We start from the raw sequence: 16181 nt of genomic DNA, 5'->3' as shown, positions 1-16181 counted from the left end.
TGAAGAGAAGGGAACAGGAGAATGTATATTTATTTCACTGCCGTTTTTGTCGGCCTATTATTATTATCGAATATTTTGTCGGTTAAATTATTTGAAATGGGAAGTATTGTATTGCCCGCTGCAGCGATTGTATATGTGATTACTTATTTGATGACGGATGTCATTGGGGAAGTTTATGGAAAAAAGGCAGCTCGGAGAACGGTCCAGGCTGGTTTTCTCACACAGGTGCTTGCCATGGTATTTATTTATATTTCCATTCAGCTTCCGCCGGCTGCCGATTTCCAATCACAGGCTGCCTTTGAAGAGATTTTTAATGGGAGCTTCCGGATAATTTTAGCAAGCCTGGTTTCTTATTTTGTCAGCCAGCACCTGGATGTTTCCATTTTTCATACGTTAAAACAGCGGCATGGAAGGAAAAAGCTGTGGCTGCGTAATAATTTATCAACGATGACGAGCCAGCTCTTTGATACCGTCCTATTTATTACGATTGCTTTTTGGGGCGTTGTCCCGACATCTGTTTTACTGGGAATGATTGTCTCGCAATATATTTGGAAGTTTACCGTTGCAGCGGTTGATACACCATTTGCGTATCTGCTTGTCCGCTGGGCGCGAAAATATGAAGAAAAACATCAGTCGGAGTTATTGAAAGCTTCCTGATGAAGGAGAGGAAGTTTCATAAATTCTTATTTTGCATAACAGGAAAAAACCAGTCAATCCGGCTGGTTTTTTTAATACATTCGTAATATACGAAATCCTTTGCTCCCCTAAGAGCCTTTTCCTCTTATATTATTGCCTTTACGGAATATTTTTCCTTTAAATTATAAGTGAAACTTCAAAATTAAAATATTGATAGGTAACCCATTTGAACCCGTTTAACCAGAAACATAAAATATCTATAAAAACCTCAGCCGAAGCTAAACATGGCTGGGGAGGATTAAATATTTTTCGCTCACCCTCTAAAACGCTGCAAAAAGGATTGAACACGAGGGTTCTCTGAATGCTCGATGACCTCACTTGCTGTACCTTGCTCTGCGATAACCCCTTCATCTAAAAAGAGTACCTTATCCGCTATATCCAGGGCGAAGTTCATTTCATGCGTGACAAGAACCATCGCCATATCATCATTTTCTGCAATATCACGAATAACATTTAGCACCTCTCCGACAAGCTCCGGGTCAAGTGCAGAGGTAACCTCATCAAATAACATGATTTTAGGACGCATCACAAGGGCACGGGCCATGGCTACCCGCTGTTTTTGTCCGCCTGAAAGCTGACTTGGATAATTATCCAGTTTACTCCCGAGTCCTACACGCTCCAGCATTTCTATCGAGCGCTTTTTTACTTCGTTTTTTACTTCGTTTTTCACATGCATAGGCGCTGTCATACAATTTTCTAAAATCGTCATATGCGGAAACAGGTTGAAATGCTGAAATACCATTCCAATCTCACCGCGAATAGAGCGCAGATGACTTTCATTCGCATACACCCATTTTCCATTCTTCTCCATTTTCCACAAATTGCGGCCGTCTACGATAATGTCTCCAGATGTTGGCTGCTCTAATGTCATCAGCATCCGGATAATTGTTGTTTTCCCTGATCCGCTTGGACCAATGACAGCGACTTTTTCACCTGGATATATATCTAAATCAATCCCCTTCAATATCTCCACATTCCCAAAGGATTTATGAACATTTTGATAGGTAACGATAGGTTCTGGCATTATTGTATTGCTCCTTTGCACGCATTTTTTATTTCAACTTACTAAAAAAGAAACTTCTATCATAAAGAGATTTTCGAGTGATTCTCCGTGATAAACTTTAATAACATACATACTAGAGTTTATACTAAGTCCCAATATGGTACAAGCAAAGGGGAGTAAGTGGTTTCTTATATTGGAGGCGCAGTAACTTACAGCAAAATAGAAATTAATTGAAAAGGCATGCATAGTTTAATAGGATAGAATATAAGAAAAGATGATGGAGGTATATTATGGGGTCCTATATCGCAGTAATTGCTGTTTCGGTCATTGTGGTTGCAATGGTTATTATTTTATCCTTGGTTACATTATCAAAAGGGTATGGCTATAAGCATAAAATAGATCCGCTTCCTGGTGAAGAGGAGAAGAAGAATAGTGACGGTAACGGCAATGAGAAGAATCAGAAAGAAGAAAAGAAATAAGGTTATCTAGGAGAAAGCCATGAAGAGTATGGGATTATTTATGATTGCAGCATGTGCAGCTGCCGGTGTTTTATTTACTGTCTGTTCGCTGTATTCTACAAACCAAGTAATTTATGTAGCAATGGATGGAAACGATCAAAATGAAGGTACATTGGAGTCTCCCTTTCAGACAATTGCTAAAGCCAGCTCGGAAGCGGAGGCGGGCGCTACTGTATATATTCGGGAAGGGACGTATAAGGAGCCGCTGATCGTCCAGCACAGCGGCACGAGGCACAAGCCAATCTCCTTTCAAGCGTTTGAAGGGGAAGAAGTTATTATGGACGGCGAGAGTTTGAATACTGTGGATGGAAACCGTGCACTTGTTGTTCTGGAGGATAAAAATTACATAAATATAGAAGGATTGACTATCCAAAATGTAACGACAGATGCAATGGATGAAACGGTAATGGGGCTTTTCATCAGCGGTTCCAGCAGCCATATTACAGTGAGAGACAACTTTGTCAAAGGAATAAAAACGTGGCATGAGGAAGGGAACGGACACGGGATTGCGGTATATGGTACGGATTCAATGAAAGATATAAATATCATAGATAATATCGTTGAGGATTTAAAGTTAGGTACCAGTGAATCGATTGTGTTAAATGGTGATATTGACGGGTTTACGGTAGATGGGAATATAGTTCAGTTCAGTGATAATATTGGAATCGATCTGATAGGATATGAAGGTGTTGCCAATAATCCCGCTGCGGATTATGTCCGTAATGGGACGGTCCAAAATAATACAGTCCACCATATTTCCTCTTCTACAAATCCGGCGTACGATGGCGAGTATAGTGCGGCGGCTATTTATGTAGATGGCGGAAAAGATATTCTGATTAAGAAAAATGAATTATATGAGAATGATATAGGTATTGAAGCTACTTCGGAACATGCCGGGAAATATGCGGAAGGTATACAAATTATAGATAATCTGATTTCAAATAATCATTATACCGGAATTGCTATTGGCGGCTATGATGAAGAGAGAGGCGGCACTCGTGATACGCTGATTACGAAGAATATCCTGTATCAAAACGATACGAAAGACTTAGACGGCGGCCAGCTTCTGGTGCAGTATAATGTGCATGATAATGAAATAAAGGAAAATGAATTCACTGCCGGTCCATCGCGTATTTTTATTGCGAATTTCTTTCAGGAAAACAAAGATAATCGTTTGATTGAAAATATTTATTATAGAGAATCAGAAGAAGAAGGCATCTGGATTTGGAAGGGTGAAGAATATCGTTCTTTTTCTGCATTTACAGAGGCTTCCGGGGAGGAAGCCTCGCAATATATTGCGGAATAAAACGGGCTGTATTGTCTGTTTTAAAGGGGCATCTCCTGCTGTGAAGAACAGACGGTAATCCAAGCCATATTTTTTCCTAATCTAATAGAGAAGTTTTAGACCTCCCAAAATAGGTAATATTTTTATAAAGGAGGTTTCCAAAGATGGCACGAAAGAAATACTATGTAACAGTGGATACGGAGGAAATCCGAGAGGTTTCGCTACCTGAAAACGGAATTGAGTATGAAATATATGCGACACCGGAAGAGGTAAAAGAAGTGGAAGTTTTATTTGCCAGAAAAGAAAAAAATGCAAAGGATGCCGTTAAATTCGTAGGAAAACCATTTGATGAACAGCCTGTCGATGCCAAACGAGATAATTACGAGGGAGATTTGATTGCCCTCTACCGCAAATTATATGATTTAGGAACTGATAAAACCAAGAGCGAAATCAAGGAACTTCGTCTGTTTTAAAATAGGATGATAAAAAGAAATGCAGGCAGAAACTTTTTTTCTGCCTGCATTTCTTTTTGTGAAATATATTCGAATATAATAAATCAGACCATCTTATTCTTCTCCAACAGGAGGACGGTATCCCTGCTGCAACTCAGAAATGCTCAAACCAAATGTCATTTGCAGATGCGGGTAATCTGTAAAGCTATTAAAATCTCCGCCCCATTCAAAACCTAATTCCTTTGCAATGTCTGCAACTTCAAACCAATCAGACTCTCCATTGTTATTCCCATCATAATGGATATCCCAAATAACCTCTCCATCATGATTACGAATCGCATAATCGACAGCCAGCCCATAATTATGATAGCTTTCCCCGGCTCTGGCATGGGTAACAATATCTTCTTCATTTTCTCTGCCTCTGGCGTACAGTGTTTCCTGCTCTTCCTCTGTACGCAGACCATCTGTAATAACGACCTCTATATCTATATCATCCGCACGATCAATTAACGTATCCACCGCTTCTTGGACATCGGGATGAAGTTCTGATACTGTTTCTTCTCCATCCACTCTTTCATAAGAAGGGGTTGTCTGCTCGTAAAGCCAGAACAGCAAACCTATAAAAAGAATAATGGCAATCCAAGAAAGCGTAAAATGCTTTAAAGCTTTCATTCGATATTTTGGGCTCCTTTAAAAAGAATCTCTAGTTCTATCATAACATGTACGGGCTTTTGGTGAAGGATTGAACAGTTAGCGAAATCTGGCAGTTTTGCAAATTGATTTCTTCGCTGATCTAGACATATAATGAGATAAACTTGACAGAAATGGAGGGAAAACAATGTATTATTACCTCATCAGCTGTTTGATTGGCTATATTTTTGGCTGTATTCATGGATCGCAAATCGTTGGCAAGATAAAAAAGCGGGATATTAAGGGGGAAGGCGTAAAGAATGCCGGAGCATCGAATACAACGATTCTGCTAGGCTGGAAATATGGGATTGTTGTTGCGCTTATCGATATTTTTAAAGCGACACTTGCCATTTTGCTTGTTCTCTTTATTTTAAATGAAGCGGGAATGTCGGCTGAGAGAATTTCGCTATCTATTTATTTGACGGCTTTATGTGTTATCATTGGTCATAATTATCCAATTACGATGAAATTCAGTGGCGGGAAGGGTACGGCATCGTTAGTAGGCGCACTAATTGCCATTGATTGGCGGGTTGCATTAATTGGAATTGCTATCTTATTATTCTTTACCTTTGCAACGGACTACCTTGTTATTGGTGTGCTGTTTATGTATCTTTCCTTTTTAATTACAACCTATTATTTCTTTGGGAATGGACCTGCGCTGGTAGTGATCTTTTTAACATTGCTATGTATATACAAACATATGGAAAATTATCGCCGTATTCTATTAAAAGAAGAGACCAGGCTATCCAGTATGTTTAAAAAGAGTGCTTAAAGAGAAGGATTTAAAAAGGAAGTTTTTTAAGAAGGAGCGTGGACGAATTGGATATTTTATTATGGATTATCATTATCCTATTATTTATCGCAAGCTTTCTAGGAATTATTTTCCCAATGATTCCATCAGTTATCGCGATTTGGGGCGGATTTTTAGTCTATTATTTCTTTATAAACAGTGACTCCCTGACCTGGTGGTTTTGGACAGGAATGATAGTTATCACAGTTATTCTTTTTGTAGCGGATATTATCGCCAACAGTTATTTTGTGAAAAAATTTGGCGGGAGTAAGGCAGGCGAAAGAGGAGCTGCAGTTGCTGTTATTGTCGGATCATTTATTACACCGCCATTTGGAATTATTTATGTGCCATTTTTTACGGTTCTTGCTATTGAAATGATACAGCGCAGGACAGCAAAAGAAGCAATCCGCGCGTCGATTGGTTCTTTTTTAGGGTTTTTAGGCGGATCGGTTGCGAAAGTAGTATTGCAGCTAATAATGATTGCCTGGTTCTTCATTGCAATTTGGTTTTAACTGGACAGCATATATGAAAAAAATCGTCAGCTTCTTGACTTTCATCAGTGAGAACTATATATTAAAAGCATAGTTGAAATGTTGACGGAGAATAGTACGTTGTAAATGTCTAACACAGAGAGAAAAAGAATGCTGAGACTTTTTCTTAGACAGACAAGGGAACCTGCCTTCTGAGTTCGCCATATAAGGAGTTCTGCTCTGAAATTGGCGCGGTTTTGGACCGTTATCCAATAAAGTGTATATATATGCTGGACGCGTCTATAAAATAATAGATGGCAGCTTATATATAAACAAGGGTGGTACCACCACTAAACCTCGGTCCCTTTTTTTTTGGATGGAGGATTTTTTGCGTTTACATGGAAATTTCAAATAATAGAAGAGCAAAATAAGAAAGAGGTGCTTACTTTTGGGTAAGAAGAATAAGCAATTTGTAGAAAAAATTACAGCGATGGAGGATGATTTCGCACAATGGTATACAGACGTCGTCAAGCAGGCGGAGCTTGTGGACTACGGTCAGGTTCGCGGAACGATGATTATCAAGCCATATGGCTATGCAATTTGGGAAAATATCAAAGATGAATTAGATCGTATGTTTAAAGTAACAGGGCACACCAATGTGGCCTTCCCGCTTTTTATTCCTGAAAGCTTACTGCAAAAAGAGAAGGATCATGTAGAAGGATTTGCTCCCGAGGTTGCCTGGGTAACCCATGGCGGAGATGAGGAATTAACAGAACGTATCGCCGTGCGTCCAACCTCTGAGGTGCTTTTCTGTGATTATTACTCAAAAAATATCCATTCTTATCGTGATTTGCCAAAGCTGTATAATCAATGGTCTAACGTGGTTCGCTGGGAAAAAACAACACGCCCGTTCCTGCGTTCTTCTGAATTTCATTGGCAGGAGGGCCACACAGCGCATGCGACAGATGCCGATGCGACAGAAGAAACAAATCGGATGCTTGAAATTTATGCCAAGCTGGTGGAAGACTATCTAGCAATTCCTGTTCTAAAAGGAAAGAAAACAGATAAAGAAAAATTTGCCGGAGCTGAATTCACGTTAACGATTGAAGCGTTGATGCATGATGGAAAAGCCTTGCAATCCGGTACTTCTCATCATTTTGGTTCCGGATTTGCAGAAGCATTTGACATTACGTACCTGGATGAAAACGGTGAAAGCCAATTTGTGCATCAAACTTCCTGGGGATTATCTACCCGGATTATGGGTGCATTAATTATGGTACACGGAGACAACCGCGGATTAGTAGTGCCTCCAAAGATTGCGCCGACACAGGCAATGATTGTACCAATCGCGCAGCATAAAGAAGGGGTTCTCGATAAAGCTTATGCGTTACGCGACCAATTGGCTGGTATTGCCCGCGTGGATATTGACGGCAGTGATAAAATGCCGGGCTGGAAATTTAATGAATATGAAATGAAGGGTATTCCGGTCCGTATCGAAATGGGGCCAAAGGATATTGAGAAGGAACAGGTTGTTCTTGTCCGCCGTGATACGGGAGAAAAAGAATTTGTCGCCTTAACCGATGTAGAAGAGCGTCTGGCTGCCTTATTGGATGAAGTACAGGCAAACCTTTATAAACGTGCGCTGGAACATCGTGTAGAGATGACACATACTGCGAAGGATATGGATGAATTTAAAACAGAAATCGAAAAAGGCGGATTTGTCAAAGCAATGTGGTGTGGAGATGTTGCTTGTGAAGAACAGATTAAAGAAGAAACATCCGCAACCTCCCGCTGTATCCCATTTGAACCGGAAAGCGTATCGGAAACATGTGTATGCTGTGGTAAAAAAGCAAAAGAATTAGTTTACTGGGCCAGAGCATATTAATCATAAATAAACAGGTGAGACAAATCTCAGCCTGTTTGTGTAAGAAATAATAAGCACCCGCTTTTACATAAAGTTAAAAGCGGGTGTTCTCTATTACTCACCCATTACATCCGCAATTTCTTCTTGCAGCTTATCGAAAATATCCTGATCGATATCGGATACTTCATCACGATAATATTGATGTACAGGCTCTGCAACCTCTCTAAATTCTTCAATCTGTTCATCTGTTAATTCAATGATTTCTGTCGGACTATCCGTATCTGCTTCAATCGCATTGATACCCTCTTGGTTTTGCGCCGTTTGCTCCTCAAATACCCAATCCTGCATTTCTGCTACCGTTTCGTCGACTACTTCTTTCACATTATCATCCAAGCCGTTATACCAATCTGTATTCACTGTTGTCATGGCAACATAGTTATTATGGTTAGAGACGGTAACGGTATTCTGTACTTCATGGAAGCTCGCTGATTGAATAAAGAAAATGGGGTTTTCTTGTGCATCTACCGTTCCGCGGTCCAGTGCTGTATATAATTCATCCCAGCTTAGTGATTGAACAGTTGCTCCATAAGCAGCATATGTTTCACGCATAAGCGGTGATTCCTGAACACGAATGTTTAAACCGCTCCAGTCGTCAGGAGATTCAATCCCGGCGTTACTGGACCAAGCCATTGCTCCTTCTGTCCAGTAAGATAGCGGAGAAATACCATGTTCTTCATACTTGGCACGTAAATCCTGATTCAATGCTTCACTATTTGTCAATACTTCCTGTACCTGCTCTTGATCAGAAGGGAAGAAATAGTGCAGAGAGAAGATTTGTCCATCTTGTACCTGGTTCCCGGTGAAGCCTGGAGACATTACAGCCAGCTCAACTCCGCCCTGCTGAAGTAATTGGGCTTGATCCACTTCACTGCCCAAAGCACCGAACTCCAGCGGTTCAACGGTAATCGCTCCATCTGTTTTTTCGCTGATACGGTTTGCGAATTCCGCGGCGTATTCATATTGAACCTCGCCTTGAAGCTCTTCCGTTACAAACTGCCAAGACTGCTCTTCAAATTCTCCATTGCCGGTATCTCCATTACTTTCTCCATCATCGCTTCCTCCGCACGCTGCTAATAATAAGCTGAGCGCTATAATAGAGGAAAGCATCCATAGAAATCTCTTGTTTAAAATAATAAATACCCCCTAATTTTTATATATAAAACAGAGATAAACCTGTTTTATTAATTAATAAGTACTAATGATAATTGCGGGAAGAAAATTAATAGCACACCAATGAGTAATAAAATCAAAATATATGGCGGTGTACTTCGAATTACTTCCAAGTATGGTTTGTTAAATACCGCACTAGCGGTAAATATATCTACGCCAAATGGCGGTGTTGCAGAGCCTAATGCTGCCTGGAAGGTAATAATAATTCCAAGGTGGATGAGGTCTACTCCTGCAGTTTCTGCTGCCGGTATAAATATTGGTGTTAATACGAGAATCACAACAATCGGATCAACAAACATACAGCCTATAAAGAAAAAGATACTGACAACAATAAGTACATAAATGGCACTTGGATCCGTTCCTAACACTGCTTCGGATATTTGCTGCGGAATTCTGGCGTACCCAAGCACCCATGAGAATAATTGACCGCCGGCTACCAATACAAATACGGCTGATGTAACTAGCCCGGTGGAAAGGGCAATACTCGGAATCTTTTTTAATGGAATGGTCCGGAAAATAAAGACTTCTAGAATAAATGCATAGAGTACCGCAATACCGGATGCTTCTACCGGACTGAATATCCCTGTATAAATACCGCCGACTATGATTACTGGAAAGGCTAAAGGAAGTAAAGCTTTACGAAAAGATTTCCAGCGTTCTCCCCAGCCCTGGCGCTCAGCAAGCGGAATATCCTTTGCCTTTGCATAAATCACACTATAGATGGCAAAAGCGAGAAAAACCATTATCCCTGGAATAATTCCGGCGATAAATAAATCACCGACAGATACACCTGAACCTGCTGCTAGAGCATAAATAATCATGCCGATACTTGGCGGAATGAGCAGGGCAACATCGCTTGCGTTAATAATTAATGCAATTGCACTGGAATCTTTATATCCCGCCTTCAGCATTCTGTCCCGCATCGGACGCCCGATTGCTACCACGGCTGCTTGGGTGGAGCCTGAAATTGCCCCGAATACGGAGCACGCAGCTGCAGTCGTTACAGCATAACCACCACGAATATGACCAATAAAGGAACCGATAAAATCTAACAATCTATTCGATGTTTTCCCCGAAGTCATAATATCTGCTGCGAATATAAATAAAGGCACACATAGTAAAACAGAAGATGAAATTCCTGTTAGTAACTGTCCCATCAGTAAATCCATATTTAAATTTGGATTAAAGATAAGCATCACAACAACAGGGGCTAACATTAATGGAATCATCATCGGAAAATTCAAAAATAGTAATACAATCATTATCGATAATAATGTCGCTAACATAAGTTTTTCCTTTCTGCACGTTTTCAGTTTACAAATTAATATCTTCTAATTTAATATCCTGCTTTTTTTTCTGATCATTGTAATCTGGAGCATCAATCCCTATATACACGGTATCCTTTGCCTTCGCAGTAAAATTGATATACGTGTTTCGTAAATATTGGATACCTGCTGTTAAGAAGCCAATTGGAATGAATACACCCATTAGATATCTCGGAAGCTCCAGAGAGGTAGTAACAGCACCTGTGTTATATTCAAACATTACAAAGCTGTAAGAGAAGTATGCAAGTATAAACATAAAGATACTTGCAACGAAGTTAATGATAATCATCATTACTTTTCGTACTTTAAAAGGGGCGAAATCATAAAACGCTGACATACTGATATGTCTTCCTTTTCTTGCTGCATAAGCAATCCCCATAAATGTAGCGATAACAATTGCAAATTGACTGACTTCATAAGCGAAATAAAATGCACCTGAATTAAAAACTTCTCTGGCAATAACATTGCCGATAATCATAAAAGAAATCAGTATAATAGCGAAGCTCAGAATAAATTCTTCCAGCTTCATAAAGGCTTTATCAACCCATTGCAAAATTTTCAATATGCTTTTCCTCCTATATACACCGTGTTCTAACGGATCATAAAAAACATCTTTTGTATTTAAGAAATCCATTTTGTATGTATCTTTTTAAATTGTCTCTAATAAAGACTTATCAACTTAATAAGTCAATTATTTTTTATCACGAAGAATCTTCTGTAAACCTCCCGCTGAATGAAGTTTTGTTTTATCACGGAGAACCGTCCGTAAAACTCCCGCCTCAAAATAAAGCGTAAAAATAAATTTATTTAGGCGGGAGATAACGGACGCTAACTCCCTGAATCACTCAACTAACATTCAGTGGGAGAAGAACAAAAACTCCCACTGAATGAAGTTTCGTTTTATGTTACAGAAATGTTTCAATATATTCAAATGGGCTATAAGGCGATTATCCTTCGTAAGACGGGATAACGCTGCATCTAGGATATATAGCAGTTATTAACAGCTATATGATACCAAATACTCTCTGATAGTTAAGAATACGCTCTAGCTTCTTCGGAGAGACTGTGCAGGAATAGTGCTCATTTGTTGAATCGTCATGCAATATGTGTTATAAATATACATGTTGATTTATATATATACATTGAGTGAGGGAATAATAATGAAAGCAAATTTAAAAAATGAATTAGATAAAGTGATACATGATTTAACAGATTTAAGCGATACAATTTTTAATCATCCAGAGTTGGGAGATCAAGAATTTGAATCAATGAAGCGGTTAACAGATTATTTAACAGTACATCAATTTGACGTAGAAAAAGGAATTGTTGGCCGTGATACTGCATTTAAAGCGACCTATTCAAGCGGAAAGCCTGGTCCTCAGATTGCATACTTAGCTGAGTATGATGCGCTTCCAGGAATCGGACATGGCTGCGGACATAATTTAATTGGAACCATGAGTGTCGGAGCAGGCGTGGTATTAAGCAAGCTGATCGATGAAATTGGCGGAACCGTTCATGTATTCGGTACGCCTGCTGAAGAGACAAACGGAGCAAAAGTGCCGATGAGTGAGCAGGGTGTATTTGAAGGGGTAGATGCTGCGATGATTTTACATCCCAGTGATGTTTCGCAGGAGAGCGGTGATTCCTTGGCAATGGATGCGATCCAGTTTGAATATCATGGAAAAACAGCACATGCTGCAGCTGCTCCGGAAGAAGGAATTAATGCATTAGATAGCGTACTGCAATTATTTAATGGCATTAACGCATTAAGACAGCATGTGAAATCAGATGTCCGTATTCATGGCGTCATTCCTGAAGGAGGAGAGGCTGCCAATGTGGTGCCTGATAAAGCAGTTGCTCAATTCTATGTCCGGGCAGCGGATCGCACCTACCTGAATGAGGTTGTGGAAAAGGTGAAAAATATTGCTGAAGGCGCCGCTTCCATGACAGGAGCAACATTAGAGATATCCAATTATGAATTAAGCTACGATGATATGACAACAAATAAAGTGTTATCCGATCTATTTACAGCAAATTTAAAAGAAACAAGCAGACTTCCTGTGCACGGTTCAAAGGAAAGCTATGGCTCCATTGATATGGGAAATGTCAGCCAGGTCGTTCCGGCAATCCATCCTTATATCGGCTTAAACAAAGAAGGGTTGATCGGGCATACGAAAGAATTTGCTGACCAGACGATTACAGAAGACGGGCACTTGGCTTTGTACGAAGGAGCGCTCTCTCTAGCAAAAACAGGCTATGATTTATTAACAAATGAAGAAGCTTTGAAAGCAATGGAAGAAGAATTTAATAAAAATAAAGCGCAGGCTTTGGTCTAACTAGTTAGAAAACAGCGGAGAAGGATGTTATCCTTCTCCGCTGTTTTCCGATTTAAGAAGTGCTTCGATATCCTTTTCCATCGTATCCGGATTTTTTTGCGGACCAAATCGTTTTGCAACTTTTCCATCCGTATCAACGAGGAATTTCGTAAAATTCCATTTGATCTGTTCGCCTAATATCCCTTTTTGCTCGGTCGTTAAAAAATCAAAAAGCGGATGCACATTTTTTCCTTTTACGTCGACTTTGGAAAACATTTGAAATGTAACCCCGTAGTTCAACTGGCAAAATTGGTTAATTTCTTCGTCTGCTCCCGGATCTTGATGACCAAATTGATTACAAGGAAAACCGAGTACTTCAAAATTCTGATCTTTATACTTTTCATATAGTCTTTGTAAGCCTTCAAACTGAGGGGTGAAGCCGCATTTGCTTGCAGTGTTTACGATGAGCAGTACTTTCCCTTCATAATCTGACAGCGATTTCTCTTCGCCTTCCATTGTTTTTGCTGAAAAATCATAGATAGTTGTCATATTACTTCACCTCGAAAAAAATGATAAGATGTACATGCATTAAAAATAATTCCAATTGTATTATAGCAAGAAAGGGCGTTTATTTGTGACTAAAATAATAAAAGATATTCCATTAAAGACGGATGAAAAAAATGCTTATTTACGTTATCTCACTACTACGGATTTACCCGATATTTTAGAATTGCAAACGATTGTTTATGAAGCTTTAGAGGATAAAAAAAGGCTGGAGACGCTGGATGAAAGTGAATTTCGGACGATATTAGAGGGAGAGCCGCTGATGGTCGGTATCTTTCATCAAGACAGGCTGATTGCTTTCCGGGCTTTTCTGAATCCAGCTGCTGATGAAGAAGGGCTAGGAAGCGATATCGGCTTGACAGAAGAAGAATTTGCAGAAATCATTTATTCAGAGATTTCCAATGTACATCCAAATTACCGGGGCAACCATTTACAAACCCAAATGGGCCGATTCATTATGAATCAATTAGATACTTCACTTTTCCGTTATGTCTTAGCTACAGTAGCTCCCGGAAATATTCCAAGCATGAAAGATAAATTTGCACTGGGGATGCGCATTTATAAAGTAAAAGAGAAGTATGGCGGAAAGCTGCGCTATGTTTATTGTAATGATTTAAAATTAAAAGAAATCAGGGCGGAAAATCAAACGGAGATAAATATGAACGATATTGACGGGCAAGAGAAGCTGATTGAAGAAGGTTATATTGGTGTAGAGATGAAGAAGTCAGATAGGGAATGGACAATTACTTATCAGAAATAAGAAACAGGCTGGGGAATCTAAATTCTCCAGCCTGTTTTCGTATCTATATGATTAAACCGTTGTTGTTTCTGGAAGTGTTTCCCCAATCGCTGCTAAGCGGGCTTTCACTTCTTCTGTGGATAAATCATGTTCTTTCACATAAAGGTTACGTGGTGTCACCCGGCATTCATGCGTGCATCCGCGTAAGTATTTATGTTCATTTTCCTCAGAAGCAAGCATTTGTCGATTACACTCTGGATTTGCACAGTTTACATAACGCTCACAAGGCTCTCCGTCAAAGTAATCCTTGCCAATGATGACATGTTCTTTTTGGTTAACAGGAACGCTGATACGCTCGTCAAATACATACAGCTGTCCATCCCATAACTCGCCTTGAACTTCCGGATCCTTTCCGTAAGTAACAATGCCGCCATGTAATTGACCTACATCATCAAAGCCTTCATCCTTCAGCCAGCCGCTGAATTTCTCACAGCGAATGCCGCCTGTGCAATATGTTACGATTTTTTTATCTTCAAGCATTTCTTTGTTTTCTTGGACCCACTCGGGCAGTTCACGGAATGTCTTGATATCTGGGCGGATTGCGCCGCGGAAATGTCCCAAATCATATTCATAATCATTGCGGGCATCCAATACGATGGTATCTTCGTCCTGTAATGCTTCATAGAATTCTTTCGGTTCCAAATATTTTCCGGTTGTTTCTAACGGGTTAATATCATCTTCTAAACGCAGTGTAACTAATTCGTTTCTGGGACGGACATGCATTTTTTTGAAAGCATGCTTATCATGAGCATCTACTTTGAATGTCATATCTTCAAAGCGAGAATCTGCATGCATATGCTCCATATAGGCATTTGTCTGTTCCACTGTCCCTGAAACAGTTCCGTTAATGCCTTCTTCAGCTACTAAAATACGTCCTTTTAGCCCAAGCTCGTTGCAATATTTAAGATGCTCAGCCGCAAATGCTTCCGGATCCTCAATATGCACATAATTGTAATAAAGTAAAACGCGATATTCTTGATTTGTTTCCATTTGGTTTACCACCTGTTCATTTATATTTGCAAGATACAAATGAGTCTGGTTTCGTTTATTCATTTTTCGTCTTGCAATTCTTTATTTTAGCATGTTTTATTGCTTGATTCCAGTCCATAAGACAAACGCGCCTCTCATTATTTATCCCGCTGTAGACGTGAGCATAGTCAATCTGAACTTTTTCTCCATAAGATGGAGTATCTATGAAGGAAGGAGATGAAATAATGAGCGAATCATCTAAAGACCCAATGATGTCCAATAAAGTGGTTGAGGTAATGGTAGACAGTATTTTCCGTAAGAACGGGATTAAACCAGAAGAAGTGAAAAATAACCTTTCTGAAAAACAGCGTGAAATGTTAAAAGAAATGGTGACGGATTTAAAAGCGCAGGTAGAGGAGTTTCAGGAAAAGAAGAATGAGTCTAAAGCAGAATAATGTCTATCTAAAATGTGAAGGAAATATATGATTTCTTCACATTTTTTGTGCTGCTTTCCAAAAACGGCAGCATTGCATATTCCCTAAAAATTGGACTAGGTGATTTTGTTATTTTCCGTGTTCTTTGTGCTGGTGTACAGGAAGTATAGTTATCAATACCATAAATTAATTTAGAACTTTAAGAAAGGAGTGTTAATCGATGTCTGTCTACAGAAGTAAAACAGAAGGGACCAACCGTTTCCACGATGACTTATATGGAAACGATTATGCATGTCAACCTGAAGAAAATGCCTGTGACACAAAAGATAATCAATACGCACCGGCTTATTATGATAATTCCTTCAGCCCGAATTTTGGCGAGACGAGTGTTGTTCAAACTGCAGATGAATTTTCGTATATGGAACAAGAATCTGCAGAGGTTATCTGGGTTAAAGAATCCTGTAATATTAATGTGAATTCAACAGATACGCAAATCGGCGCATCTTTACAAGCAGCACTGCAATTAGCTATTTCCATTGTTATCCGTTTATCCATTGCTGATTCTGGAGATGAGGAAGCGGTAGAACAAGAATTAATGCAAACAATCAGTGCCAGCCAGGTAAATAAACAAAAAATATTTATCTATAATACAAAAGATGCAACTGTGACAACAACCGACACAGATATTTCTGTTAATATTCAGCTGCTTTTACAAATCCTCATCGCTTTGGTAATCATGATTGATATTCTGTAATCCAAATTTGGTATAGAAAGGAG

At 39.5% G+C, this 16181-nt stretch carries 18 protein-coding genes and 1 other annotated feature; of the genes, 11 read left to right on the top strand and 7 right to left on the bottom strand.

Annotated features, from left to right (window positions below):
* Positions 1-21: 21 nt before the first annotated feature.
* Positions 22-657, top strand: coding sequence for a queuosine precursor transporter (locus tag ACW0TQ_RS00675; protein ID WP_042532289.1), 636 nt, complete (start codon positions 22-24; stop codon positions 655-657).
* A 292-nt stretch (positions 658-949) separates the two neighbouring features.
* Here the strand turns inward: ACW0TQ_RS00675 and ehuA are convergent, their stop codons facing one another.
* Complete coding sequence (ehuA, locus tag ACW0TQ_RS00670) at positions 950-1720, bottom strand: ectoine/hydroxyectoine ABC transporter ATP-binding protein EhuA (protein ID WP_368901122.1); 771 nt, start codon at positions 1718-1720, stop codon at positions 950-952.
* Between the two features lie 269 nt (positions 1721-1989).
* Here ehuA and ytzI point away from each other — a divergent pair, with 269 nt between their 5' ends.
* The 3 genes from ytzI (at position 1990) to ACW0TQ_RS00655 (ending at position 3975) form a co-directional block, all read left to right on the top strand.
* On the top strand, positions 1990-2178 hold the full coding sequence (ytzI, locus tag ACW0TQ_RS00665; protein WP_368901121.1) for a YtzI protein: 189 nt from the start codon (positions 1990-1992) through the stop codon (positions 2176-2178).
* 19 nt (positions 2179-2197) lie between these two features.
* Positions 2198-3523: a right-handed parallel beta-helix repeat-containing protein gene (locus ACW0TQ_RS00660; protein WP_052484985.1), complete on the top strand. Its 1326-nt coding sequence runs from the start codon at positions 2198-2200 to the stop codon at positions 3521-3523.
* A 143-nt stretch (positions 3524-3666) separates the two neighbouring features.
* Entirely contained in the window at positions 3667-3975 is a 309-nt protein-coding gene (locus tag ACW0TQ_RS00655) for a hypothetical protein (protein WP_193064425.1), read from the top strand.
* Between the two features lie 93 nt (positions 3976-4068).
* On the opposite strand, the gene ACW0TQ_RS00650 is transcribed toward ACW0TQ_RS00655, so the two are convergent.
* Positions 4069-4626, bottom strand: coding sequence for a M15 family metallopeptidase (locus tag ACW0TQ_RS00650; RefSeq protein ID WP_042532297.1), 558 nt, complete (start codon positions 4624-4626; stop codon positions 4069-4071).
* A gap of 166 nt (positions 4627-4792) precedes the next feature.
* Here ACW0TQ_RS00650 and ACW0TQ_RS00645 point away from each other — a divergent pair, with 166 nt between their 5' ends.
* The 3 genes from ACW0TQ_RS00645 to proS all read left to right on the top strand — a co-directional run bounded on the left by ACW0TQ_RS00645 (position 4793) and on the right by proS (position 7789).
* Positions 4793-5416 carry a glycerol-3-phosphate acyltransferase gene (locus ACW0TQ_RS00645; RefSeq protein WP_042532299.1) on the top strand — a complete coding sequence of 208 codons (624 nt, stop codon included), beginning with the start codon at positions 4793-4795 and terminating at the stop codon, positions 5414-5416.
* A gap of 47 nt (positions 5417-5463) precedes the next feature.
* Positions 5464-5946 (top strand): DUF456 domain-containing protein, encoded by a 483-nt coding sequence (locus ACW0TQ_RS00640; RefSeq protein ID WP_042532301.1) that lies wholly within the window; start codon positions 5464-5466, stop codon positions 5944-5946.
* Between the two features lie 72 nt (positions 5947-6018).
* Positions 6019-6273 (top strand) — a binding site (T-box leader).
* A gap of 79 nt (positions 6274-6352) precedes the next feature.
* The gene (gene proS / locus ACW0TQ_RS00635; RefSeq protein WP_193064423.1) at positions 6353-7789 is read left to right on the top strand and encodes a proline--tRNA ligase; all 1437 of its coding nucleotides are present in this window, start codon (positions 6353-6355) and stop codon (positions 7787-7789) included.
* Between the two features lie 93 nt (positions 7790-7882).
* Here proS and dctP read toward each other — a convergent pair whose 3' ends face one another.
* From dctP to ACW0TQ_RS00620, 3 genes are all read right to left on the bottom strand, one after another.
* Positions 7883-8935, bottom strand: coding sequence for a TRAP transporter substrate-binding protein DctP (gene dctP, locus ACW0TQ_RS00630; RefSeq protein ID WP_455725256.1), 1053 nt, complete (start codon positions 8933-8935; stop codon positions 7883-7885).
* 74 nt (positions 8936-9009) lie between these two features.
* On the bottom strand, positions 9010-10284 hold the full coding sequence (locus ACW0TQ_RS00625; RefSeq protein WP_193064421.1) for a TRAP transporter large permease: 1275 nt from the start codon (positions 10282-10284) through the stop codon (positions 9010-9012).
* 28 nt (positions 10285-10312) lie between these two features.
* Positions 10313-10885: a TRAP transporter small permease gene (locus tag ACW0TQ_RS00620; protein ID WP_042532308.1), complete on the bottom strand. Its 573-nt coding sequence runs from the start codon at positions 10883-10885 to the stop codon at positions 10313-10315.
* Positions 10886-11483: 598 nt separating this feature from the next.
* On the opposite strand from ACW0TQ_RS00620, the gene ACW0TQ_RS00615 reads away from it, so the two are divergent.
* Positions 11484-12659 (top strand): M20 family metallopeptidase, encoded by a 1176-nt coding sequence (locus ACW0TQ_RS00615; protein ID WP_455725255.1) that lies wholly within the window; start codon positions 11484-11486, stop codon positions 12657-12659.
* 27 nt (positions 12660-12686) lie between these two features.
* Here the strand turns inward: ACW0TQ_RS00615 and ACW0TQ_RS00610 are convergent, their stop codons facing one another.
* Complete coding sequence (locus ACW0TQ_RS00610; protein WP_042532312.1) at positions 12687-13187, bottom strand: glutathione peroxidase; 501 nt, start codon at positions 13185-13187, stop codon at positions 12687-12689.
* 85 nt (positions 13188-13272) lie between these two features.
* On the opposite strand from ACW0TQ_RS00610, the gene ACW0TQ_RS00605 reads away from it, so the two are divergent.
* Positions 13273-13962 (top strand): hypothetical protein, encoded by a 690-nt coding sequence (locus tag ACW0TQ_RS00605; RefSeq protein ID WP_226895019.1) that lies wholly within the window; start codon positions 13273-13275, stop codon positions 13960-13962.
* Positions 13963-14013: 51 nt separating this feature from the next.
* Here ACW0TQ_RS00605 and trhO read toward each other — a convergent pair whose 3' ends face one another.
* On the bottom strand, positions 14014-14991 hold the full coding sequence (gene trhO, locus ACW0TQ_RS00600) for an oxygen-dependent tRNA uridine(34) hydroxylase TrhO (RefSeq protein WP_042532314.1): 978 nt from the start codon (positions 14989-14991) through the stop codon (positions 14014-14016).
* Positions 14992-15215: 224 nt separating this feature from the next.
* Here trhO and ACW0TQ_RS00595 point away from each other — a divergent pair, with 224 nt between their 5' ends.
* Both ACW0TQ_RS00595 and ACW0TQ_RS00590 read left to right on the top strand, forming a co-directional pair.
* Entirely contained in the window at positions 15216-15425 is a 210-nt protein-coding gene (locus ACW0TQ_RS00595; protein ID WP_042532316.1) for a hypothetical protein, read from the top strand.
* A gap of 199 nt (positions 15426-15624) precedes the next feature.
* Complete coding sequence (locus ACW0TQ_RS00590) at positions 15625-16158, top strand: spore coat protein (RefSeq protein ID WP_455725254.1); 534 nt, start codon at positions 15625-15627, stop codon at positions 16156-16158.
* The last annotated feature ends 23 nt before the right edge of the window (positions 16159-16181 follow it).

The organism is Oceanobacillus sp. M60 (assembly GCF_053839645.1).
Note: the sequence above shows the minus strand (reverse complement) of the source record. Positions and strands in the feature narration are given on the sequence as shown.